This window comes from Parabacteroides sp. AF14-59 (assembly GCF_003479515.1).
Taxonomy (GTDB): Bacteria; Bacteroidota; Bacteroidia; order Bacteroidales; family Tannerellaceae; genus Parabacteroides; species Parabacteroides faecis.
Genome location: NZ_QUHH01000030.1, coordinates 73,353 through 97,299, shown reverse-complemented (window position 1 = coordinate 97,299; position 23,947 = coordinate 73,353). Strand labels below are relative to the sequence as shown.

The 23,947-nt window shown below is 36.0% G+C and carries 19 protein-coding genes; 11 read left to right on the top strand and 8 right to left on the bottom strand.

What is annotated here, in order from left to right; all coding sequences use genetic code 11:
* Window positions 1-154 precede the first annotated feature (154 nt).
* The gene (locus DWW23_RS23195) at window positions 155-1,078 is read left to right on the top strand and encodes a GyrI-like domain-containing protein (protein WP_122356665.1); all 924 of its coding nucleotides are present in this window, start codon (window positions 155-157) and stop codon (window positions 1,076-1,078) included.
* Window positions 1,079-1,143: 65 nt separating this feature from the next.
* Here DWW23_RS23195 and DWW23_RS23190 read toward each other — a convergent pair whose 3' ends face one another.
* A complete protein-coding gene (locus DWW23_RS23190) occupies window positions 1,144-3,312 on the bottom strand; it encodes a lipopolysaccharide assembly protein LapB (protein WP_122356663.1) in 2,169 nt (722 codons plus the stop codon).
* An 84-nt stretch (window positions 3,313-3,396) separates the two neighbouring features.
* Between DWW23_RS23190 and lepA the strand changes: the two genes are divergently transcribed.
* Entirely contained in the window at window positions 3,397-5,184 is a 1,788-nt protein-coding gene (gene lepA, locus DWW23_RS23185) for a translation elongation factor 4 (RefSeq protein WP_122356661.1), read from the top strand.
* A 383-nt stretch (window positions 5,185-5,567) separates the two neighbouring features.
* Here lepA and DWW23_RS23180 read toward each other — a convergent pair whose 3' ends face one another.
* Window positions 5,568-6,422 (bottom strand): S1 RNA-binding domain-containing protein, encoded by an 855-nt coding sequence (locus DWW23_RS23180; protein WP_122356659.1) that lies wholly within the window; start codon window positions 6,420-6,422, stop codon window positions 5,568-5,570.
* Between the two features lie 200 nt (window positions 6,423-6,622).
* On the opposite strand from DWW23_RS23180, the gene DWW23_RS23175 reads away from it, so the two are divergent.
* Genes DWW23_RS23175 through DWW23_RS23145 form a run of 7 tightly spaced genes read left to right on the top strand, consistent with a single transcriptional unit; the run spans window position 6,623 to window position 13,966 of the window.
* The gene (locus DWW23_RS23175; RefSeq protein ID WP_122356657.1) at window positions 6,623-7,468 is read left to right on the top strand and encodes a polysaccharide biosynthesis/export family protein; all 846 of its coding nucleotides are present in this window, start codon (window positions 6,623-6,625) and stop codon (window positions 7,466-7,468) included.
* 13 nt (window positions 7,469-7,481) lie between these two features.
* Window positions 7,482-9,068: a GNVR domain-containing protein gene (locus DWW23_RS23170; protein WP_122356655.1), complete on the top strand. Its 1,587-nt coding sequence runs from the start codon at window positions 7,482-7,484 to the stop codon at window positions 9,066-9,068.
* A 25-nt stretch (window positions 9,069-9,093) separates the two neighbouring features.
* Entirely contained in the window at window positions 9,094-10,353 is a 1,260-nt protein-coding gene (locus DWW23_RS23165) for an O-antigen ligase family protein (protein WP_122356653.1), read from the top strand.
* Entirely contained in the window at window positions 10,340-11,119 is a 780-nt protein-coding gene (locus tag DWW23_RS23160; protein ID WP_122356651.1) for a glycosyltransferase family 2 protein, read from the top strand. The genes DWW23_RS23165 and DWW23_RS23160 overlap by 14 nt, the downstream gene beginning before the upstream one ends.
* Window positions 11,097-11,792, top strand: coding sequence for an acyltransferase (locus DWW23_RS23155; protein WP_122356649.1), 696 nt, complete (start codon window positions 11,097-11,099; stop codon window positions 11,790-11,792). Before DWW23_RS23160 ends, DWW23_RS23155 begins: the two co-directional genes overlap by 23 nt.
* A gap of 7 nt (window positions 11,793-11,799) precedes the next feature.
* Window positions 11,800-12,867 (top strand): glycosyltransferase family 4 protein, encoded by a 1,068-nt coding sequence (locus tag DWW23_RS23150; RefSeq protein ID WP_122356647.1) that lies wholly within the window; start codon window positions 11,800-11,802, stop codon window positions 12,865-12,867.
* Window position 12,868: 1 nt separating this feature from the next.
* Window positions 12,869-13,966 carry a DUF1972 domain-containing protein gene (locus DWW23_RS23145; protein ID WP_122356645.1) on the top strand — a complete coding sequence of 366 codons (1,098 nt, stop codon included), beginning with the start codon at window positions 12,869-12,871 and terminating at the stop codon, window positions 13,964-13,966.
* 232 nt (window positions 13,967-14,198) lie between these two features.
* Here the strand turns inward: DWW23_RS23145 and DWW23_RS23140 are convergent, their stop codons facing one another.
* The 5 genes from DWW23_RS23140 to feoB form a co-directional block, all read right to left on the bottom strand.
* On the bottom strand, window positions 14,199-14,870 hold the full coding sequence (locus DWW23_RS23140) for a DapH/DapD/GlmU-related protein (RefSeq protein ID WP_122356643.1): 672 nt from the start codon (window positions 14,868-14,870) through the stop codon (window positions 14,199-14,201).
* 8 nt (window positions 14,871-14,878) lie between these two features.
* Window positions 14,879-16,225 (bottom strand): oligosaccharide flippase family protein, encoded by a 1,347-nt coding sequence (locus DWW23_RS23135; RefSeq protein ID WP_122356641.1) that lies wholly within the window; start codon window positions 16,223-16,225, stop codon window positions 14,879-14,881.
* Window positions 16,226-16,238: 13 nt separating this feature from the next.
* The gene (locus DWW23_RS23130; RefSeq protein WP_233564429.1) at window positions 16,239-17,528 is read right to left on the bottom strand and encodes a glycosyltransferase; all 1,290 of its coding nucleotides are present in this window, start codon (window positions 17,526-17,528) and stop codon (window positions 16,239-16,241) included.
* A 130-nt stretch (window positions 17,529-17,658) separates the two neighbouring features.
* Window positions 17,659-18,342, bottom strand: a complete 684-nt coding sequence (locus DWW23_RS23125) for a hypothetical protein (RefSeq protein ID WP_222941147.1) — start codon at window positions 18,340-18,342, stop codon at window positions 17,659-17,661.
* Window positions 18,343-18,630: 288 nt separating this feature from the next.
* Complete coding sequence (gene feoB / locus DWW23_RS23115; RefSeq protein ID WP_122356637.1) at window positions 18,631-21,114, bottom strand: ferrous iron transport protein B; 2,484 nt, start codon at window positions 21,112-21,114, stop codon at window positions 18,631-18,633.
* A 105-nt stretch (window positions 21,115-21,219) separates the two neighbouring features.
* Between feoB and DWW23_RS23110 the strand changes: the two genes are divergently transcribed.
* Window positions 21,220-21,624 carry a 2-amino-4-hydroxy-6-hydroxymethyldihydropteridine diphosphokinase gene (locus tag DWW23_RS23110; RefSeq protein ID WP_122356635.1) on the top strand — a complete coding sequence of 135 codons (405 nt, stop codon included), beginning with the start codon at window positions 21,220-21,222 and terminating at the stop codon, window positions 21,622-21,624.
* 13 nt (window positions 21,625-21,637) lie between these two features.
* Window positions 21,638-23,023: a glycosyltransferase family 39 protein gene (locus tag DWW23_RS23105; RefSeq protein ID WP_122356633.1), complete on the top strand. Its 1,386-nt coding sequence runs from the start codon at window positions 21,638-21,640 to the stop codon at window positions 23,021-23,023.
* 36 nt (window positions 23,024-23,059) lie between these two features.
* Here DWW23_RS23105 and DWW23_RS23100 read toward each other — a convergent pair whose 3' ends face one another.
* Window positions 23,060-23,947, bottom strand: a complete 888-nt coding sequence (locus tag DWW23_RS23100) for a glycosyltransferase family 2 protein (RefSeq protein ID WP_122356631.1) — start codon at window positions 23,945-23,947, stop codon at window positions 23,060-23,062.

Sequence of the window (23,947 nt, the reverse complement as noted above, 5' to 3'; positions counted from 1 at the left end):
GGGAGAGTAGATAGCCGCCGTTTTAGTAAGCGAGAGCTGAAAGGTAGAAAGGAATCAGTCGAAAGATTGGTTCCTTTTTTTGTTTATATGAATCCTTAATATGTAAATGCGTATTCTTATATTTGTATTTAATCTAATTAAACAGGAGACAAACGTGGCGAATACAATAGAACAGGACCATACCAAACAGATCAATCGGGTTATTGATTATATAAACTCTAATTTGAACAGACAGATTTCAATAGAAGAACTTTCATCTCTTATTGATATTTCTACTTACCATTTTCATCGGATATTTACATCTTCTATGAGTGAACCGGTCGGAAAGTATATCCTTCGGAGAAGATTGGAGCGTGCTGCTAATGTATTGCTGAGCGATCCTGTAGCTATCAAAGATGTAGCTTATGATTGGGGATTTTCTTCCGCATCTTCTTTTTGTCGTAGTTTCAAGCGTCATTTCGGTGTATCGGCTGAAGAGTACCGTCGCAAAAATGGACAGCAGAATAGCAAGAAATGTCAATTCAAAAGCATAAACGAGCAACATACCTCACTTTATTCACGGTATTTTTGTCGTGATAAAACAATTAAAGTAAATGGTATGAATATGAATTGCACTTTTGAAATTAAACAGATGCCAGAGAGAATCGTTATTTATTGTCGCCATCAAGGAGCTTTGGATCAGATGCAGGAGGCTTTTGCTAATCTTATGAAATGGGCTTTACCCAGGGGATTTATCTCTCAACCGGATATGCGATTATTGTCTGTCTATCATGATGATCCCCGTGTAACTCCGGTCGATAAATTAACGGCTGATGCAGCTATGTTTGTATCTGAAGAGGTGAAACCGGAGGGTATGATCGGCTGTTATAGATTATCAGGTGGTTTATATGCGGTTGGACGTTTTGAATTATCGATGTCTGAGTTTCCCTCTGCCTGGAATGCGATGTTCGATCTGTTAGAAGAGAATGGTTGTAAATGTGGTTATGGATATCATTATGAGATTTATCAAAACAATCATGATGAGCATCCGGAAAAGAAGTTTATTGTGGATATTTGTATACCGGTTGAACCCGTGTAAACTGTATTTAATAGAAAAGCCCTATTCATTAGAGCTTGAAAGGGCTTTTCTAAATATGATTGATTTTATAAAGAATCACTTAATACATATCTTAACTGATCCATCATCAGGGATATTTCAGTATCTTCTATTCCGGCCACGATCAAATCCGGGATATCCTGATTGAACTCTTCCTGAAATTTATAGAAATCTCTGTTTTCTTTCTCTACAGCTTGCCTATAGAACTCTATGGCTCCTTTTATGTTTTGTAATGCCCATTCCGTATGGCCTGCGTTTAGCAGATCCTGTGTATTAGGTTGATTGGATAGTATCTTTTTATAGTAGTTTCGTGCCTGGTCATATTTACCGGTCAGAAATGAACACCATGCTATTGGGCGCCATGCCTTATTGTTACCATCCAGGTAATCGACTTTATAGAAACATTTTAAGGCTTCACTGTAGTTCCTGAGTTCCAGATAACAATGTCCTATACTGATTGTAATTGACAAATTGTCGGGATTCAGTTTCTCGTATCTGCGATAATACTTTAATGCTTCTTCCGGTTCTTTCAGCGAACGGTAACAGCCTGCTATGCGGCGGATAACCCATTTGCTTCCCGGATTTAAAAGATCCGCCCGCAGATAAGCATCCAAAGCTCCCTGTAAATCGTCATTCATCTGTTTACAGTAACCTATTTTCTGGAAAAGAATATCACTGTCCTGATTTGTTTCGGCAAGCTGGTTGAATATGGTCAGCGCATCACTGAAGTAATTTTTACGCAGATAAAATTCAGCAATGCTGCTTAGACTTTCTTCATCAGAAATATAAGGACGCAGAATGCTCAAATTATGGAAGTCAAGCGGCATAGTAAAAATGTCGTTGAAATCCAAATGTCCCGGATATATTTTAAAGAAGCGGTATAAATCTTGTATATATTGTCCTGTGATAGCTTCCAGTTTTCCCCGTTTACTGATCAATTCTTCCTTATTCTGTTGGATCATCTCTGTAGCCTGGCTATCGAATTGATTCATCATCATTTTCTTGGCCTCTTCTGGTAATTGCATCATACTGAAGTATAACGAATATTTATCGGAATTGCACATAAATGCAGCAAGCGTCATGGAGTCCAACATCAGCTTTTCGCCGTTGTTCTGATTGAAACGATCACCGAATGATGAATGTTCGGTTGTGAACGGCAATAGCCAGTTACTCAATTCGCGGAAAAAGGGGAAACTTTTCAAATGAACGAATGTAGAATGCATCACATCGGCCCCTTCCTGTTGTAATTCGCTGAATTCTTCCATTTTTTTGCCTAAAGAGCTGTCTGCAAATATATTTTCCCATTCCGGATTCATTTCTTCTCCCAACTGTTCCGGCGTAATATCCTTCAGATTGATTTTATTGCTGATCTTCGGACTTAATTTCATCATCTCAGGGATAATCTCATTTTGTAGTTTCCGGGTGATCTTCTCTGTTTCACGAGCCAGGATAAAACGTAATGTGATAGTCCGTATCGCTTTAGTGAAGCCCGGAGTCTCGGAAAGAGCATCCAGCCTATTCGTTATTTGCGGATAAAGAGCTGTTCTTTTTCTGTAAACATATAACGTCAGCAGGATTGAAATCAATGCACGCACTTTTATCTCTTCATTTTCATGATTGGCTGCATCAAACAGTAGCATTAGTTTTTCCGGATCGAAAGCAGCTTGTAGTCCTAGCATCAGTGCTGAAACAATCTGGCAACCGGCGGTGAACGGCAGTTCGTTATCGAAAAGTATATTTTTGATTACTGCAGCCTCTTCAATAGTAAAAGGATCGGACACCCATATCTTATTGAACAGGACGATCAGCATAGCGTCGTATTCAGCTCTGTTGCCTGTAGCATAATGCTTGCTTAACTGAAGGTGCAGATTCTCAAACGTCACATTCGGCTGAACCTGCAAACTTCTGCGTCGGCTATAGAAAGCCAGTGGCGACTCGATCGCCAACACCTTGTTTCTGATACGGTCCGCCAGTTCGTATGAAGACGTCTGTATCCTGTTGTATATCTGTTCCTGCATCGGGTCTTTTGCCCCTTCGATGCGGTAGCGTAACATATATTTATATGTGTCCTGCAGCTCATTCAACTTGTCCTGAAACGATATTTCACGGCTTCCGGATATGAGCGACTGGATAGAATCAAAGGCATTCTTTAATTCTTTACTGTCCAATGAACCGATTATGCGGTTATATGCTTTATTTATTTCTTGTAGTGTCATATAATATTAACAACAAATGGTATGCCAAAAGTATAGTTTTTGACCTAAAATTCCTATCTTTGCACACCTAAAATAAATTAGCACATGAAGAATATCCGCAATTTCTGTATTATTGCTCATATTGACCATGGTAAGAGTACTTTGGCTGACCGTTTGCTTGAATATACCAAGACAGTCGAAGGCAAAGACTTACAAGCGCAGGTCCTCGATGATATGGATCTGGAACGTGAACGAGGCATTACGATCAAGAGTCATGCCATCCAGATGAAATATAATTATAAAGGTGAAGAATATATCCTGAATTTGATCGATACTCCGGGACACGTAGACTTTTCATATGAAGTTTCCCGCTCTATTGCAGCATGTGAAGGTGCTCTCCTCATTATCGATGCCGCTCAGGGAATCCAGGCACAGACTATATCCAATCTGTATATGGCGATCGAGAACGACCTGGAGATTATACCGGTAATGAATAAGATCGACCTTCCCAGCGCCATGCCGGATGAAGTGGAAGATCAGATCGTCGAACTGCTGGGCTGCCCTCGTGAAGATATTATCCGGGCAAGCGGTAAGACGGGTGAAGGAGTTTTTGAAATACTTGATGCAATCATTGAAAAGGTCCCTGCTCCGAAGGGAGATCCTGACGCACCGCTTCAGTGCCTTATCTTTGACTCTGTATTTAATTCGTTCCGTGGTATCATTGCCTATTTTAAAGTAGTGAACGGTGTGATCCGCAAAGGAGACCATGTGAAGTTCATTGCGACAGGAAAAGAATATGATGCGGATGAAGTCGGTATATTAAAACTGGATATGTCTCCACGTAGTGAGATCCGGACCGGCGATGTCGGTTATATCATTTCCGGGATCAAGACTTCCCGTGAAGTTCGGGTAGGGGATACGATCACTCATGTGGCCCGTCCGGCAAAAGAAGCTATCGCTGGTTTTGAAGAGGTGAAACCGATGGTATTTGCCGGTGTTTATCCAATAGACAGTGAAGATTTTGAGAATTTGCGTGCTTCGTTGGAGAAGTTGCAATTGAACGATGCTTCCCTGACATTCCAGCCGGAAAGTTCGGCCGCTTTGGGATTTGGTTTCCGTTGTGGTTTCCTTGGATTGTTGCATATGGAGATCGTGCAGGAACGTTTGGATCGTGAATTCAATATGGATGTGATCACGACGGTGCCTAACGTATCGTATAAAGTATATGATAAAAAGGGAAATTGCATGGAAGTGCACAATCCGAGCGGTTTGCCGGAACCAACCTTGATCGATCATATTGACGAACCGTATATCCGTGCATCTGTCATAACCAATACGACTTTTATTGGTCCGATCATGACACTTTGTCTGGGTAAGCGTGGTATTTTGCTGAAACAGGAATATATTTCAGGTGATCGTGTAGAGATCCATTACGATATGCCTTTAGGTGAGATTGTGATCGACTTTTATGATAAATTGAAAAGTATCTCTAAAGGATATGCTTCTTTCGATTATCATATCCATGATTTCCGTCCGAGTAAACTGGTGAAGCTGGATATCCTGTTGAACGGTGAGCCTGTGGATGCTTTGTCGACTTTGACACATGTGGATAACAGTGTGACATTCGGCCGTCGTATGTGCGAGAAACTGAAAGAACTGATACCGCGTCAGCAGTTTGATATTGCTATTCAGGCAGCTATCGGTGCGAAGATCATTGCCCGTGAAACAATCAAGGCTGTGCGTAAGGATGTAACGGCTAAATGTTATGGTGGTGATATTTCACGTAAGCGTAAATTGCTGGAAAAACAGAAGGAAGGTAAGAAACGAATGAAACAGATCGGAACAGTGGAAGTTCCTCAGAAAGCTTTCCTGGCCGTATTAAAGTTAGACTAAATATTCCTTCATAAGCGGTTTGCATAAACGAAGCGATTAATAATCAAAGTATACAAGGTGATGTTGTCTGTTTAGGACGGCATCACCTTTTTATATGATATGACTTTCTTACCTTTTAGAGGAAACACTGCATATTTTAACTTATCAGATTATATGTAATTAATGATAAGGCCTGTACAATCTGACTGTTCGACCTGGGTGAAACATAAAGTCGACCTGGGTCGAACTTGTATTTGACCTTGGTCGAATATGAGTTTCACCAAGGTCAAACGTTTAAAATATTATGACTGATGATATAAGAGGTAGTGTCTTTTTGCATAAGAAACTACATATAAAAAAACTAAATATCTTTAGGCGGAGATATCTTTTTATAGAATGTTGTACTATTCAGGTAACTGCTCCTGATTTTTTACCAGGCTTATACCACCATCTTCCAATGTGATAAGATGTTGTTTGTATAGAGCACCGACGGCCTGTTTAAAACTCTTTTTACTACATTGAAAAAGTGACTGAATGACTTCCGGATCACTTTTGTCATGGACAGCGATAAACCCTCCCTGACTTTTTAAGGATTCGAGAATGGTTCCTGCCAACCCTTCTATTTTCTGATATCCCTGCGGTGTGAGGCTTACATCGATCTTTTCATCTTCCCTGACTTCTTTGATATAGCCTTTGATCTCTTCACCTTTTTCCAGACGGCGGAAGACTTCATTATAATATAGCAATCCCCAGTGTAGGTTGTTTATAATGACTTTGTAACCGATTTCTGTTTCATCGGCCACTAACAGATCGACTTCCTGATTGGGTGTATATTCGGGTATGACATTGTCCAGGTACTTGTCGATACGAGCAGAAGCAACGATCCGTCCTGTGATATGATCGAGATGAACATACACCAGATACCACTTACCTTCGCGCATCGGCATTTTTTGTTCCTTGAAAGGAACCAGCAGATCTTTCATTAATCCCCATTCCAGAAATGCTCCCGTGTTATTTACCGATTTGACTTCCATAAACTTAAACTCACCGACAATAGCCAACGGATGAGCTGTAGTAGCTATGAGCCTGCCTTCATTATCATGATAAATAAAAACTTCCACCTCATCTCCCGGTTTCACGTTTTTAGGAACATATCGGGCCGGAAGAAGTATCTCTTTCCCATTGCCCCCATCCAGGTAAACCCCGAAATCCAGGTCTTTTACTATTTTAAGTGTGTTGTATTTTCCTACTTCTAGCATAACATTTTTGTTTTGAGACAAAAGTACATGATAATTCAAGATAGAGGGATAAAATCTCTTATATTTTTACTTTATCATGCAGCAATATATTAATAAATGCATCGTTATAAATGTAACTTGGACTAGAAGAACACATTTATGTGGTTTGGGGTTGAACTAAAAGTCGTATATTTGCAACTTATTTGAAGAAAAACAAAATTATGAGATTGAAATTAGCTTCGGCAGTGTTGTTTATTATCTTAATGGGATCTTGTGCTGTCCCTAAAGATATTACTTATTTTCAGAAGGGGAATGATATAACAGAGGAGCAGATAGCTCTAATGAAGAATTATGTTGACCCGATGATCAAAGTAGGTGATGTGTTAACTATTTCAGTATCTTCAACAGATCCATTAGCTGTTGCTCCATTTAATTTACCGTTGGTGTCCTTTGTAAAGGAAGGAGGGGTAATTTCTAATTCAACAGTGGGAACTTCTTCCTCTGGTTCTAAGGATATTAGTTCCTCTCAAGCAATGCAAACTTATACGGTAAATGCTTCTGGAATGATCAATTTTCCGGTACTTGGTGAACTAAAGATAGCCGATATGCGGAAACAAGATGTAATAAATTTAATTCAGAATAAAATCCGTCAATATGTAAAAGATCCTATTGTAAATTTGAATATCATCAATTATAAAGTTACTGTACTAGGTGAAGTAAATAGGCCAGGTAGTTACTCTATTGGAACAGATCGTGTCTCGATTTTAGATGCTTTAGGATATGCAGGTGATATGACTATATTCGGTGACCGTAAAAACGTAAAAGTTATCCGGGATATTAATGGTGTAAAGCAGATTATAGTTTATGATGTGACTACCAGTGATTTCTTGGTTGATCCTGATTTCTACTTACAACAGAATGATGTAGTGTATGTAGAGCCTAATGACAAGAGAAAGAAAAACTCTCGTTATAGCCAGACTGATCAATTCTCTCTTTCTATTGTTACAGCAATAGTCAGTGTTTGTTCTACCGTAACTAGTATCGTTTTAGCAATAAGCAGAAGATAAATAACATAGTTTTATGGAAAATATAGAAGTAAAAGAGGCTCCTTTGAATTTGTTTAAAGGCTTAAAAGAGGCTTTTCGCTATTGGAAATGGTTTCTGATATCTGTGGCGGTATGTGTTTCTTTGTCAGTATTATATATAAGTATAACACAACCTGTTTATCAAGTGGATGCAAATGTCTTAATAAAAAGTGAAAGTGAGAAGGCTGGAGGGGCAAGTGCGGCAATGTCATCCATGTTGCAAGGTTTTTCTTTCGGAAGTTCATTAAATGTTGGAGGTGGTTCTGTCGATGATGAACTATTATTGATAAATTCATATACATTGATTCGTAAATCTGTAATTGAATTGGGCCTTAACGTTCGTTATACCTCCGGTAGTTTATTTTCAAAGACTGATTACTTTCAGAATTCTCCGTTTGTTATAGTTGCCCAGGATAGTTTGGCAGAAAACTTAACAAGCAGTATTATCTTTAAATTAAATGTAGAAGGTGACGGGACAGTAAAAATTAAAGCAAAAAAAGGTTGGAGTACTATTGGAAAAGTTTCTTCTAAAACTTTTCCGATTAAACTTTCAACGGATGAATATGGGGACTTTATGATTGAAAAAACTCCGTACTTTGAGAAAAAACCGGTGGAATCGATGAAAATCGTATTTAGCGGATATGGTGTTGCAACTGAAGGTTTAATAAAAGATTTATTAGTTTCTATCAAGGAAAAAAAAGCAAATGGCATTAATCTTACTATTGAAGAAACTAATATTAATAGAGGAAAGGCACTTCTGAATACGATTATTAAGAACTATAATGAAGAAGGCTTGAAAGATAAAAATGTATCTGCCGAACGTGCTACCATGTTCTATGATCAACGTATTGCTATAAATGAGAAAGAACTTGATCAGATTGAAAGGCGGCTTGAGGAGTTTAAGAAAGAAAATAATTTAACAGATTTGGATACTGAGGCTGAGATCATATTATCTAAGAACGGTGATTTTAAGGAGAAGTTAATAGATTCAGAAATACAGTTTGCCACAGTCAGTTTGATTGAAGATTTTTTGAAAGATCCTGCTAATAGATATGCTTTAGCTCCTTTTAATTTAGGTGTGACAGAAAAAACTGCATCGGAAGGGTTGCAACAATACAATGATTTTTTGTTGGCACGGATAAGGCTTTTGAATACTACAACGGAAGATAATCCGAATGTTCAATTGCTGAATGAGCAAATTGAGATTATGCGTAATAATGTATTGGAAACATTCAAAAGTATTAAAGCTAATTTTAATTTTGCACGGGAGAATTTGTTAAAGCAAGAACAAGAGTTTGTAGACCGTATTAAGAAGATGCCAACCCAGGAAAGAGAATTTTTGGATATAAAGCGTCAGCAAATGATAAAATCAGAATTGTATTTATATTTGTTACAACAGAAAGAAGAATCGGCATTGAAGTTGGCTACAACTATGGATAAAGCCAAAATTATAGATGAGGCTTATAGTCTGACTGAACCAGTAAAACCCAATAAACTTTTTGTGTTTTCATTAGCATTAATATTGTCGTTGGCTATCCCTATCATCGTACTAACAGGTAAAAGTTTAATGAAAGATTTATAAATATCTATTAGAAGATAATCAGCGGATGGAAAATTCTAAGATTCAAACAAAAGGTGATAGAATTGATTATTGGGTATTAATTATCTCTCTTTTTTTACTGACTGCAGTAGGATATGGTTTTCAAATAGCTCGATTTGTTCTACTGATATTAGTTGCAGGTTATTTTATATTCAAAAATTTGCGAGAGATAACTAAGTTCAAAATTCTTATACCTTTGATCTTGTTATTGGTGTTAGGTGCTAGAATTTCCACGGGATATCATATGAATTATATCATACGTGATTATGCATATTTTTTGTGTCCCATAACAGCTTTTATTGTTGGATATTTTGCATATAAGTATATATCGTTAAGAAAGTTTTTACTTGTTACTGTATTATTCGGTACAATTTATTCTTTAATATATTTTTTTCAAGTAACATTAGAGTTTAATACTTTATTTGTGGCAGATACTGAAGATACCCGATATACGATTGGAACGGGTACACCATCTCCTGTTTTAGCATTAGTTTTTGTGATTTTAGGACGACAGTATTTGACAGATTTTAAAATAAGTAATTTTTATTGGTTTCTGTTTATTGTAATTAATTCGGTTACGATTTATTTTTTTGCATCTCGGGTATATTATTTTACATTATTATTATTTCTTGTACCATTACTCTATTATAACTTTATAAAAAAGTATAAAAGACTTGGGAAATATTTATTTGTAGTTATACTAGTAGGGTTAATAAGCGTGATAATAGTATTGCTCAATGGAAATAATTTTCTAGCGGAAAAGATGCGTAACTCTATTTCTGAGATGTTTGTCCAATCATTTGATGACTATGATTCTGTATTATATAATTGGCGGGCTTATGAATTGGTTGAAGCAATAAAAGCATTTACCAGTGCTGACTTATTTCATAAAATTGTAGGATTTGGATTTGGAAAGACTGTATATTTGGAATATGGATTGATCATGCCTTCTATAACCCTTTATGATATTCCTATTTTTCATAATGGTTTTGCATATCTATTAATAAAAACAGGAGTAATTGGGCTTTTTTTAATTTTATTATTTAATTGCATAATTCTTTATAATGGGTATATTTATCTGAAGGCAAATAAGGAATTGAAATTTGTTTTTTTTCTATTCTTTTCATCATTGCTTTCGCTAAATTTTTCGATGTTGGTAGTCAATGGCTTTTTTTCTGGAGAATCATGTTATCTGATTGTATTAACAGGTTATACGTATTCTATGCTTAGAAATGAATATAAAAAAGTGAACAATGAAAATATTTAGTATTGTAATTGCAACTTATAATGCTGCTGAAACGTTACAACAATGTTTGGATAGCATACGCCAACAAAAGGCAGAAGATGTGGAACTTATTTTGGTCGATGGTGAATCGGTGGATAATACACATGCGATTGTACAAGGAAATCTGGATATCATAGATATTTATATACATGAAAAGGATAGAGGTATTTATGATGCTTGGAATAAAGGGGTAAAAGCTGCTAGTGGTAAGTGGGTTTTATTTTTAGGTGCTGATGATATCTTATGTTCTGAGACAATACAGAATTATAAGAATCTGTTGGATACTATAAACGATGATACGGTTGATTATATTTCTGCTTGGGTGAATTATGTGGATTCATCCGGCAGAGTTTTTCGAAAATTAGGTTCAGCATGGAATTGGCCAGACTTTTCTAAATCAATGAATGTGGCTCATGTGGCTTCTTTACACAAGAAAGTTTTGTTTGAGGAAATAGGTTTCTTTAGCCTTGAATATAAAATATGTGCTGATTATGAATTTTTAGCACGGAAGAAAAATTCTTTGCGAACTCTTTTTTTGGCTAAAGTCGTTGCTCAAATGCAAATGGGAGGGATAAGTTTAAGTAAAAAGGCAATAAGAGAAACTTGTAAAATTGCTAATACTTATACGAAAAGGAATTGGTTTGAGCGATTTTTTATGGCATCTGAGAAATATATTTCTTATTATTTGTTCTTGGTGAAAATTAAATTATGGAGGCTGAATAAGCATGCAAATATCTTTTTGGTTTGAAAAGTTAATGAGATTAAGGAATCCTCAATTTGCATTATCAGAGAATATTACAAATTACACTTTGATACTGTTTATAGTGCATTTGATATCCTGTAAGATCAGAGGAATATTTTATTCTTTAGTGAAGGGGCGAGTTAATATGAGCCTTTTTTTAGAGGGTGGAGTATCGCTTCTCTATTTTAGAAATATGAAGTTAGGAAAGATGCTATTGGTTGAAAAGGGAACGATTGTTTCTGCATTAAGACCGAACTCTCTTTGTATTGGTAATAATGTCAAAATATCTGCTTATTCGACTATTCATGTATCTAAGAATTTTCAAGATATTACAGGTTTTATACATATAGGAGATGGGGTCGGCATTGGTGAATTTGCTAATCTAGGTGGAGCCGGAGGTTTAGAGATTGGTGATAACTGTATTGTAGGTGCTTATTTTTCTTGTCATCCAGAGAACCATAATTTTGAAGATAAAGATTGCTTGATTAAATATCAGGGAGTATCTCGGAAAGGAATAGTTATTGGAAGTAATTGTTGGATAGGAGCTAAAGTTACGATTTTAGATGGTGCTAAGATAGGAAATTCTTGTGTGATAGCTGCAGGAGCTGTAGTTAAAGGAGAGTTTCCAGACCATTGTGTAATAGGTGGAATTCCGGCAAAGATCCTTCGTAAATATTGAATAGAAGATGAAAAAAATAGTCTGTTTTCATTTATATAATGACTATAGCGGAAGCCCTAAAGTCTTATCTTTAGTTATTCGTGGCTTAGTAGCTAAAGGGTATTCCGTAGAGCTATATACATCTCGTACAGATGGTTTTCTGACGGAATTGAAAGGTGTTCATTATCATCAGTTTAAATACAAATGGACAACGAATAAATTATTGACCCTTTTATTTTTAATATATGCTCAAGCATATATATTTTTTTCGTCATTAAGATACATAAAGGAAAAGGATATTTTATTTTATGTAAATACTATTTGCCCAGTGGGAGCTGTATTTTCGGCCTGCTTGTTGAAAATTCCAGTTATATATCACGTGCATGAGAAATATGTAAATCCTAATATATTGCATCGTTTTTATGAATTTGTGTGGCGTAGTTGCTCTGTCAAGACATTATTTGTCTCCAAATATCTTCAAGAGCAATATACTAAAAAGAATATGAAATCAGTTGTAATATATAATGCTCTTTCAGATGATTTTTTATCAAATGTTAAGTTGAGAAAACATGTGAAGCAACCTTATAATATATTGATGATTTGTTCGTTAAAAAAATATAAGGGGGTAGATGTTTTTGTTGAACTTGCAAGAAGATTGCCTCAATATCGTTTTACATTGATAGTAAATGGGTCAAGGAATGATATTATGACTTTTTTTTCAGATTTGCCAACAAATATACAGGTATATCCTGCTCAGAAATCAGTTTTTGAGTTTTTATATAGTACTGACTTGGTTTTAAATTTGTCTATACCGTCTCTTTGGGTTGAAACGTTTGGGCTTACACTGTTAGAAGCAATGGCATATGGGCTGCCGGTAATTTCTCCTCCGGTAGGTGGCCCGGTTGAACTGGTCAAAAATGATTATAATGGTTTTTTAGTAGATTCGAGAGAACTGGATCTTGTTATAGAAAAAATCATTTATATACTTGAGTCAGGTGAATATGAAAGATTATCAAATAATGCTAAAGATAAATCTTTATTATTTGATAATGTTGATATGATCAATAAAATAGAAGCACAAATAAAAAATATTTAAGATGAAAATTGCAATTTTAGGCACAAGGGGCATACCTAATAATTATGGAGGTTTTGAACAATTTGCAGAATTTTTGTCTGTTTTGTTAGTAGATAAGGGACACCAGGTGACTGTTTATAATCCGCATTTTCATGATTATAAACAAGAATATTATAAAGGGGTAAATATTCGTAAGATTTATAGTCCGGAAAAGTTTATAGGAGCTTCAGCTAATTTTATCTATGACTATTTGTGTTTGAAAGATGCTTTAAAAAACGATTATGATGTGCTGTTGGAATGTGGATATCATAGTAATGCTCCATCTTATTTTTTAATGAAAGGACGTAAACATCCGGCATTGATCACTAATATGGATGGTCTGGAATGGAAGCGTAGTAAATGGAATTGCTTTACTCGTTGGTTGATTAAAAATTTGGAGAAGATCGCCATAAAAAGGTCTCATTCTCTGGTTTCTGATAATATCGGAATTCAGAAATATTATAAAGATCGATTTGGTGTTGAATCGTCTTATATAGCATATGGTGCAACTCCTGTTGTTTCTTTTGATGTACAATATCTTAAATCATATGGACTAGTTCCTGATACTTATTATATGTTGATAGCTCGTCTCGAACCAGAAAATAATATAGAATCAATATTGGATGGTTATTTATTATCTGGATCTGAATTACCATTTCTTGTGATAGGTAATAATAAAACGCGATACGGGAAATTTTTGAAAAAACGATATATAAATAAAAATATAAAATTTGTAGGTGGACTATATAATAAAGAGATGCTTGACAGTTTGAGATATTATGCTAAAGCTTATTTTCATGGTCATTCTGTTGGAGGAACAAATCCATCCTTGTTGGAAGCTATGGCCAGTAAGGCTTTAATAGTTGCCCATGATAATGATTTCAATAAAGCTATATTGAAAGAGAATGCTTTGTTTTTTTCTAATAGTAAAGATGTAGCCAATATAATAAATACTCTCAATGATTTTGAAAATGGACAGAGTTTCAAGCAAAATAATTATCGAATGATAGAAAATGAATTTTCTTGGGAAAAAATAACAAATATGTATGAGTGTTTATTTGAAAGCATATTAGAAAAATAGGGGTTAAAAAACTTTATTGTAAAAAATGAATCCGGAATAGGAGAGTACCCTAATAACTGGAAAAAGACGATAGATTATTTATTAGTATTCAAAACCAAGGAACTTTATAGTTTTTGTTTTATGCTAACACTGGAGGTAATGTGTTGTTATGTAGGTGTATAGGTTGAAATTAGGTTGTTACAAAGTCATAACAACCTAATATAACTTATATTTGTATTGTAATTTGTAACGGTTATTTAGAACTTGACAGCCTTTTACCGATCGTTTTCTTGTTTTGAAAATGAGTATTGAAAAGATCTTCTAAATATTTATTTGAGAATCTTTCGTTTTCTGGATATAAAATCTTTTCGTGATCTATAATTTCTTCAATAGTGAATTTTGAAGCTATAATTCTAAAAGGATTTCCGACAACAACTGCATATGGTGGTACATTTTTAGAGATAACGCTGCAAGCTCCAACAACGGCCCCTCTTCCTATAGTGACGCCTGACAACAAGGTTACATTTGCTCCTAGCCAAACATCTTCTTCCACAATTACATCTTTTTCAGATTCATTGATTCTCAAATTGGGTAGCATAAAGTGGGGAATACCTACTGTCGGAATATGATTGCCGGTAATAACGGTTAATCCTGGGGCGGCACCTGAATATTTCTTCATAATAAATTTTCCGGTATATGTTATGATCTTGGAAAAGCCTTGAATGCGTGTTTGATCATGCATGAATACATTTTGGGGATTTGAAATATGAGCAGGCATAGAAATGGGAGATTCTTCGGCTCTATATCCGAATATCTTTTTATTCTGTCCTTTTAAATAATGAAAACGCATTGTGTTGATTGCATCTTTGACTCTTAGAATAGGTGCAAATTTTTTCTTTAAATATTTCCTTATTTTTGTGTTCATATTATTATTTATTTAAGCCATAAACCAAATGCTTTCTTGTTTATAATTTTATTTATTTGTATTGTGAATATCATAGCATAAATAATGTTTATGCATATCATTGAGAGAATGACTCCTTGGGCTCCTATTTTATTACCAAAGAAAAAGGCTAATGGAATATGAAATAATAAACCGATTAAAACAATAAATGTTTGTAGTTTTACAGCACCAATCCCGTTGATCATAGTTACCTGGAGTGAATCCCACGAATTTATGATGATAAATACGGCGATAACAATAGTCATGCTAACAGGAACTTCTACATTATCACCGACCCATAAAGAATATACATACGGAGATATGATCACTAACATCAATATTCCGAAAACAACACTGATATATACATAACACATCTTTTTATAAATATTGCGCATCCATTGATAATCTTTTAAGGTATAGGCGTCTGTGAATGCAGGCCATAATGGAGTTAAAACGATATTGAAAAGCATAGTTGCTACATTTAAATACTTGTAAGCTATATTATATTCGGTAACTGCTTCCGGACCTGCAATATTGGAAATAATGACATTTGTCGATTGGTATAGAACAATAACCTGAATTTGAATAATAAAGAATTTTACCCCCATGCTGAATAATTCTTTTATTTTTTTTTTGTCTACAAATTTGTAAGAGGGGGCTACCTCCTTAAATTGATTTTTATATAAATAGACTGAGAAAATGCATAAAGTTATTATTGGTGAAATAGAAATCGCTACAGCCAATCCGAGGAGGGATGGTGGAGCTACCAGAGTTAATATATAGACGAGCAATAGGGATAACACTTGCCCTAACATAATGAAAAGTGATGATAATGCTACTTTTTGGTAAGCTGAGACAACTGCTCCTAAAACATTAAAAAACATCTGAAAAAAGACTGATGTGATTAGAATGTACAAGACCTTGATGATATCGTTACCATAAGCAGGTGATACGTTCAATATAGAAGGCCAGTTTAGAAATGGTATAATAAATAATATCAGTAAGCATAATGGTAGAAATATGATGATCATCATATAATATGTCGTCGATACAAGATATTTTCCATTTATATAGTCTTTGACAGCCAGGGCTACTGCTAGTTTGTTCTTTAAACCAAGCGTAAAACCTATATCAAAAAAATTCAACCATAAAACGATGGAGGATAGTGTAAGCCAAATACCATATAATTCTTTATTTACATAATTTAGAGTTAATGGAACTAGTAATAAGGATGTTAGAATGCTGACACCTTTAATGGCAATAGACCCAGCTATGTTCTTTTTTATTTGTGAAGAACGATTATTTTCAGAAAATACCTTGTTAATATTTAGCTTCATTCTATATTATTAGTTAGCGGGGTGTTGTAGAATAAATACTTTTCTGAAAATTGTCTATAGCAAGACTATAAATTTCATTCCAGAAAATTTCTCTTTTATCCCAGTGAAAATTAGGTGCACATTTCAAGACTCCATCTGATAGTTCTTTCAGTATTAGCGGATTTTGCATTAATTCATTGAGTTTTGCTGTCATGTCGTTGATTACTTGAGCATAAGAAATAATGGGTATTTTAATCCCGCATTTATCACAAACGACATCATGCATACCGCAATGGTCTAATGTCATTGTTGGAATACCTAAACTCATAGCCTCCCAGATTACAGTGGTATTTGCCTCTCCTAAACTGGTGATTACATGTAGATGAACTTGTGATAAAATAGAAAAAACTTCACTACGTTTTACTCTGCCATGCCATTTGATCAGATGGTTGACTCCTTTTCTTATGGCATATTGTTCCATCTCTTTTCTTATGAATCCATCGCCTATCACATGAATCAATAAATTTTTATACGATATGTTTTCCAATGCCTTTATTAATAATATGATTGCTTTGAAATCATCCACTCTTCCGATCCATGCCAAATGGATGATATCTTCTTTAAATTTGAGATTTGATGTTATTTTGATTTCTCCGGTAATTCCGTTTTCCGGTAACCATGTACTGTAAGCATGATGAACCTTGAATATACTCTGCTGGTTTTCTGTTGTAGCTGCCAGTAATACATTACTTTTTTTCAATGCTTTTTTTACTCGTGTGGACGTTTTTAACTGAACTTTGTTTAAGAATGTTCTAAGCAAGAAAAAAAATTTACCTTTAAAAGTATAGGTAGCCTTTAACAATTGAATAGGATAATTGTTCATTCCACCAATAGGTCCCCAAATATAAGGTAAGCCTAATTTCCATAAGTAACCGGGTTCTCTGTAGCCTATTGGTCCTAAATAATGTATTAAATCGAATTTTTCATTACTGACTAATTGTTTTGCAACTTTATAAGCATCCTTATGCCAGTTTTGAAATGCCAGATAATAGGTGAATGGCAGTATATGATGTCTATTGAGATAATTCAGTGCAATAGTCATATGGCTATGATGAACCGGTATAAAATGAACATTTTTCAATGGTGTTTTAAGTTTGAATTCTTCTAATTCGGCAATATCTCCCATTTGTTCTCCGGATATACCATATAAAACTGTTAATTTATGATATTTACTCATTCGTATGATATAGTTCCAAGCTACCGCATATTCAGAACCACGGGTAGGTGAAACGCAATAAGCTAATACCAGTATATTCTTCATCATTTCAAATATTTGTATTGTCTGTGAAAATGTTGGAAATAAAATAAATTCCTAATACAAAGAAACCCCAATAAATCCAACAAAGCAAGCATTGAGTACTAATTTTGTTCTTTGGAAATCTTTCTTTATGATGCTAATTGGATGACTCAGAATGTTCCAATTTTTTTATAGCGTTAATAATTGATTGATTTATAAGTATATATCCATTATCGGAGAGATGAAGTAAATCCTCCTTAAAATATGTAGAGTTAACATTTTGGGGATTTCTGAGGATTGGGGTCCAAATATCAATATAGTGACATAATGGATTTATTGAATGGTATTTGCTCATGTAACTATTAATTTTTTTGTATTGACTGAATTTTTCAGATCTTTTAGGACTTGGCTTGATTGATATAAGCAATACAATGGAATTCGGTCTTCTTATTTTAAACTCTTTCATGAGTCGTTTGAACTTTTTCAGATAAGTATCAACATCATATACATACATATCATTGTCTCCATAGTAAAATATGAAGAAAGATGGGTTATACTTAAATATACGAGTTTCTTTGTTTTCTAAAAGAGCATCAATATTAGTACCACTGGCTGCGGTATTTATGAGGTGGTAGGTTGCAAATGATTTATCCAAGTCAGGCCAAAAAGCGATCGTAGAACTACCTGTGAAAAGTATATCAATAGATTGAATAAAATCCGGTTCTACAAATGTTATAATTTCATCCGGATCTTCTTCTATGCTACTCTCTTTTGAACATGAAATAAAAGTAACAGATGACAAAAGCAAAATAAAAAACTTTGTAATATTTATATTCTGCATGGAAATCTATTTGTGTTGTATCTATATGATTACAAATGTATGATGAATAATGAATCTTTTTCTTTATAAATGGTTAATTATTATTGATTAACAAAGGTGTTTTTGTTAATATTAGTTGTGTTTTTTGAGGGAAATGCATTCTTCTTTAGTGAGCATCCATTACAATTTATACATTGATTATCAGGATGTTTTTTGATTGAAAACAATTTATAGACTTTATTTCCAATTAAGAATAAAGTGATTATGCCGATAAGTATAACAGATATTTCTTGCCACATATAAATTATCCTAACTAATCAAATTAATAAACAAACTCCCTGTCTGATAAACCACAAACGAGACGATCCATGCCAGAACACATGTATATACAATCACAAATATTCCCCATTTCCACGATCCCGACTCATTGACGATGGCTGAGATCGTTGCGATACATGGGAAATAGATAAGGACAAATAACATCAGACTCAAAGCGATAAGAGGCGTAAAGACCGGATTTCCTTCTTCATCCAGATCCTGTTTTATGCGCTCGGATAAGGCTTGGGCGTCTTCTTCTTCACCAGTGTATAGCACACTCAAAGTACTGACAACAACTTCTTTGGCTGCCATGCCAGTTAACAGGCTGACGCTCATTTTCCAGTCGAATCCTAACGGACTAAGAACCGGCTGAATGGTCTGTCCTATTGTTCCGATATATGAGTTTTTTTGATGCTCCATATTCTTTAACCGTTCTAACTCTGCAATTGTTTCCGTTTTTTCTTTGGAATCCAGTTCTGCATTTTCTACTTCTGCGATTTGCTGGTCAAATGCATCTCCTGTCTCGCTGTGACGGGGGAAATATCCTAAGAACCAGATAATGATGGAAGCCACTAAAATGACGCCCCCCATTTTGTGCAAATACTGCTTGGCTTTCTCCCACATATGGATCATGATCGACTTTCCTGTCGGCATACGGTAGGGAGGGAGTTCCATTACAAAAGGAACATCTTCTTCATTAAATAGAAAACGCTTGAATAGCCGTGCCATAATAACAGCCAGTAAAATTCCGCAAACATATAATGACAAGAGTATAAAACTTGCATTATTCGGGAAGAATGCCCCGGCAAGCAGGACATAAACCGGTAAACGTGCACTGCAACTCATTAACGGATTGATCAGCATAGTGATCATCCGGCTATTGCGGCTTTCGATTGTACGGGATGCCATAATAGCTGGAACATTACAACCGAATCCCATAACCAGAGGTATGAAAGATTTACCATGAAGCCCCATTTTATGCATGATCTTATCCATGATAAAAGCGGCACGTGCCATATATCCGGAGTCTTCCATGAATGAAATGAACAAGTACAATATCAAGATGTTAGGAAGGAAGACAATAACACCGCCGACTCCACCTATAATACCATCGACAAGCAAATCCTTTAGCGGGCCTTCGCTCATAGTACCCCGTACAAAATTTCCAATCCAGCCAACCAGGTCTTCAATCCATTCCATAGGGTATGCACCCAAACGGAATGTCGCTTCGAACATGATCCACATAAAAAGGATGAATATTGGAAATCCCAACACTTTATGGGTGACGAATAAATCTATGATCTGCGTACTGGTCGCTTCTTTTATTTTATTTTGTTCGTAGGTCTCCCTCAATGCACCGGAGATAAAGCCATAACGGGCATTTGTGAATGCAGTTTCGGAATCCTCCAGTAATAATTCTTCTATTTGGACAACATTCCTGTCCCGTTCTTCCAGGATTGTATCGGAACCGGGTAATGTTTGGATGAATTTTTCTATTTCCGGGTCTCCCTCCAGTAACTTGATGGACAAATAACGTTTGGAAAGGCTTTTAGCTACATTCCCATTTTGTTTTATCGCATTTCTGACATTTTTAATTCCTTTTTCCAGTACTTCTCCATAATTTATATGGATATGACGGATTACAGGATCTTCTTCCTCGTATACTTTTATGACCCGTTTGAACAGTTGTTCAATACCGAAACCGGTTCTACTGATAGTCGGAACAATAGGAGTTCCGATCATCTGGGACAGAGAGTTATGGTCGAATTTATTACCTGATCGCTCCAATTCGTCGTACATATTCAATGCGATGACAGACCGGATATCCATGTCGATGAGTTGGCAAGTCAGATACAGATTTCTTTCCAGGTTGGATGCGTCGACAACATTAATCACCACATCCGGTTGCTCTTCGCTGAGATGTTTGCGGACATACAACTCTTCCGGCGTATAAGCGGATAAAGAATAAGTTCCGGGTAAATCTACAATACGGAATGTATAACCGTCTTGCTGAAAAGTACCCTCTTTGGCATCGACGGTTACTCCGCTGTAGTTGCCCACATGTTCATGTGCTCCGGAAGCGAAGTTAAAGAGGGATGTTTTGCCACAATTAGGATTTCCTACCAAAGCGACATTGATCGTTTTTCCCTGATGTATAGCGATTGCCTGTAAATCTTCAGTAGAGGGTAATGTATAAGAGTCTGCGGAACGGGTTTCATTTTGCTGGGATATCTGGGCCTTGGCAAACTCTGCGGAACTGACCACTTCGATCATTGCAGCATCGTTCCGCCGTAAAGAGACGTCATATCCCATTACACGATAATGAATAGGGTCTTTGAGCGGAGCATTTTGTATAACATCCACTTCTTTCCCTCTTATGAATCCCATTTCAATAATGCGCTTACGGAAAGCTCCGCGCCCCATTACTTTTACAATAACACCCTTCTCGCCAGTGTGAAGCTCCGATAATCTCATTTTTCTTAAATTCTTGTGCAAAGTTATAGTGAAATACTTAGATGACCAATACCTATTAATTGGTATTTTTTTTAGTTTTGTATTCAGTAAGGAATGAAAATTAGTATGGCAAATAGAATTATATTAAGTTTGGGGTCAAATACGGACCAGGAAAGGAATATTGCAGATGCGGGCCATCTGCTGGATAGTAGTTTTGTTTCCATCAGTTTTTCTGTTCCGGTTTACACAGTTCCTATAAACATATCCTGTTCCGGTCATTTTCTGAATCAGGTTGCAATTGCATTTACGGAAGAAGGACCGGATGAGGTTAATTATCGTTTGAAACAAATAGAGCGGCAGTTACGACGTACGCCTGAGGGGAATGCAACCGGAGTTATCCCTATCGATATCGATTTGCTTCAATGGAACGATCTTATTCTGAAGCCGGAGGATCTGCAAAGAGATTATGTAAAAGCCGGGATTCGTTTCCTGCAAGAGATAGAATCCGGTGGTCATCAAAAGATAAACTGAATAAATAAATCGTATGGTTAAATACATTGTACTTGTCGTTTTTCTGGTACTGAAGTTCTTTACATTGGATAATTGTTTTTTCTGGGATAATATAGCCGGTTATTCCAAGCCGGCCAGTTACTTGTTGGAATATGGCTTTCTTTCTTTTGTTTATCCGCCCGACTATGTATCGGAACCTCCTTTGGCTCATATGTATTTGGCCGCATTATGGTCCCTGTTTGGCAAAAATCTGTTGATTGCCCATTTGTCTGTAACCTTATTTTCATTGGGTGTCATCTGGCAGGTTTATCGTTTGTGTGAAAAATTGAATACGAAATATACTCCCTATATTTTCTTGCTGGTATTATTGGAGCCTACGCTTTCTACCCAACTGATACTTATTTCGCCTGATGTTATTATGTGTTTTTTTGCATTGTTAAGCATCAATCTGCTTCTGGAGAATAAGAGAGGCTGGCTGGCGTTGTCTGCTTTTTGCCTGGGAATGGTTAGTATCCGGGGACTTGTTGTTTGTGCCGGGTTAGGACTGGGTTATTTAGTCATCTCGAAAGTAATCGATAAAAAATCTTTCAAAGATGCGTTTTTCTATGTTTTCCCTTCTTTTATTCCGGTTTTGCTGGCTTTGGGTGCATGGTTTCTTTACAGAAAACTGGAAACCGGATATTTTCTATATCAGCCGGGTTTTGAATATCAGGAGCATCGTGAATTGGCAAGCCTGAATCATATAATTAAGAATATAGCGAGTTTGGCAATACGAATGCTCGATTCGGGCAGGATCGTTGTCTGGATACTTTTGTTTGTGGCTGTAATCAAGATGGGTATAAAGAATTTTATCTCATTTGTCATTCATTCCCGCTTGAGTATTATTTACCTGAGTGTGCTGTTCACCATGTCTCTGGTGACAATACCCGTGACGAATCCTTTTGGTGACCGCTACTTTATCGTATTATATATTTTGTTAGCGTTGATTACCGGCCAGCTTTTGTCGAAAATTTATGAGACAAAGAAAATTAGGGTTATTTTTATCAGTATGATACTGGTACTGGTCAGTGGAAACTTTTGGGTTTATTCCGAAAGAATGTCTAAAGCATGGGATAGTGTTCTTTGTCATCTTCCGTACTATTCGTTACGGCAGGAAATGATTGCATATATAGAAGAACAGGGGATAGACGTGAATGATGTCTCCGCTTCGTTCCCTCTGGATTCTTTCTTTTCAGATACGGAAGCAAATACGGATAACCGTTCTTTTTCATCTTTGAACCTGGATAAGAGCCAGTACATAATATATACAAATATTTATAATTGGAATGACGAATCTATCAAGACTCTTCATGCTGATTGGAAATTACAGAAAGAGTTTAAGCGGGGATTGATTTTCATTCAATTATATGTCCCTAAATGATATGATATTACCTCCAAACGAAAGTATTGAAATGACTTATTCGGATATGCTGTTTCTTCTGATCCGGCATAAATACCCCAGTTTATAAAAGGCGAACAGTTTGAGCGAGGGCTTTTCCCCTGTCAGATTTTTCTCGATAGCAGATTGGGTGATCTGGAAAATCCGGGCCACAAATCCGGTTAGCCCGTATCGCTCTAGTTTGGTATACCATTGAAGAAGGCGTACATGGGTTCGTTGTTTCTCTATATTCCGGGAAAGGATGTCGATTGCATTACGTATTTTTCTCAGGTATTCCCTGGAAGGCTCTTTACTGAGGTGATATACCGGATTATCGATGTGGTGAAGAGGTATATGTTTTTGTTCCAGCAGTATGCCGAAGTAAGTATCTTCATATCCGATATGCATGGCTTCATCAAAGCGGACCTGTTTGAATACACTACGATCGGCCAGGAAACTCATCGATATAAATTGTGCATAAGGATGACGGTTTCTTTCTGCTGCTGTTTTTTCTTCGACATGAATACCGTAATAATAGCGTAAGGCATGTTGTGCTGACGGTTTCCCACGCTGGTAACAGAAGCCGCCGCAAACGACACCTCCTTGTATTGCCTCCTGTAAATAATCTGCGAGAAAAGTCGGGTGAACAGGCAAAACATCCGTATCTAAAAATAAAATATATTGATATTTAGCTTGGTCAGCCAGCCAGTTCCGAAGGCGTGCCGGTCCGATGTTTTCTGTTGCCGGAAAATAACAACAGTTACTCAGTGTTGTTATATGCCGGTTTATTTCATCTATTTCAGATCGGGAACCATCGTCGGCTACCAAAATTTCGAAAGGAATATCTAACCTGGTTGCTTCCGCATGTATTCGAGCGACCAATTCTGTGCATATCGCATTATATGTTGGAATTAATATGGATAACAT

Excerpts from the sequence above, each read along its gene's own strand:
- DWW23_RS23190 (WP_122356663.1), bottom strand. The coding sequence starts at position 3,312 with ATGACACTACAAGAAATAAATAAAGCATATAACCGCATAATCGGTTCA.
- lepA (WP_122356661.1), top strand. The coding sequence starts at position 3,397 with ATGAAGAATATCCGCAATTTCTGTATTATTGCTCATATTGACCATGGT.
- DWW23_RS23180 (WP_122356659.1), bottom strand. The coding sequence starts at position 6,422 with ATGCTAGAAGTAGGAAAATACAACACACTTAAAATAGTAAAAGACCTG.
- DWW23_RS23175 (WP_122356657.1), top strand. The coding sequence starts at position 6,623 with ATGAGATTGAAATTAGCTTCGGCAGTGTTGTTTATTATCTTAATGGGA.
- DWW23_RS23170 (WP_122356655.1), top strand. The coding sequence starts at position 7,482 with ATGGAAAATATAGAAGTAAAAGAGGCTCCTTTGAATTTGTTTAAAGGC.
- DWW23_RS23165 (WP_122356653.1), top strand. The coding sequence starts at position 9,094 with ATGGAAAATTCTAAGATTCAAACAAAAGGTGATAGAATTGATTATTGG.
- DWW23_RS23160 (WP_122356651.1), top strand. The coding sequence starts at position 10,340 with ATGAAAATATTTAGTATTGTAATTGCAACTTATAATGCTGCTGAAACG.
- DWW23_RS23155 (WP_122356649.1), top strand. The coding sequence starts at position 11,097 with ATGCAAATATCTTTTTGGTTTGAAAAGTTAATGAGATTAAGGAATCCT.
- DWW23_RS23150 (WP_122356647.1), top strand. The coding sequence starts at position 11,800 with ATGAAAAAAATAGTCTGTTTTCATTTATATAATGACTATAGCGGAAGC.
- DWW23_RS23145 (WP_122356645.1), top strand. The coding sequence starts at position 12,869 with ATGAAAATTGCAATTTTAGGCACAAGGGGCATACCTAATAATTATGGA.
- DWW23_RS23140 (WP_122356643.1), bottom strand. The coding sequence starts at position 14,870 with ATGAACACAAAAATAAGGAAATATTTAAAGAAAAAATTTGCACCTATT.
- DWW23_RS23135 (WP_122356641.1), bottom strand. The coding sequence starts at position 16,225 with ATGAAGCTAAATATTAACAAGGTATTTTCTGAAAATAATCGTTCTTCA.
- DWW23_RS23130 (WP_233564429.1), bottom strand. The coding sequence starts at position 17,528 with ATGATGAAGAATATACTGGTATTAGCTTATTGCGTTTCACCTACCCGT.
- DWW23_RS23125 (WP_222941147.1), bottom strand. The coding sequence starts at position 18,342 with ATGCAGAATATAAATATTACAAAGTTTTTTATTTTGCTTTTGTCATCT.
- feoB (WP_122356637.1), bottom strand. The coding sequence starts at position 21,114 with ATGAGATTATCGGAGCTTCACACTGGCGAGAAGGGTGTTATTGTAAAA.
- DWW23_RS23110 (WP_122356635.1), top strand. The coding sequence starts at position 21,220 with ATGGCAAATAGAATTATATTAAGTTTGGGGTCAAATACGGACCAGGAA.
- DWW23_RS23105 (WP_122356633.1), top strand. The coding sequence starts at position 21,638 with ATGGTTAAATACATTGTACTTGTCGTTTTTCTGGTACTGAAGTTCTTT.
- DWW23_RS23100 (WP_122356631.1), bottom strand. The coding sequence starts at position 23,947 with ATGTTATCCATATTAATTCCAACATATAATGCGATATGCACAGAATTG.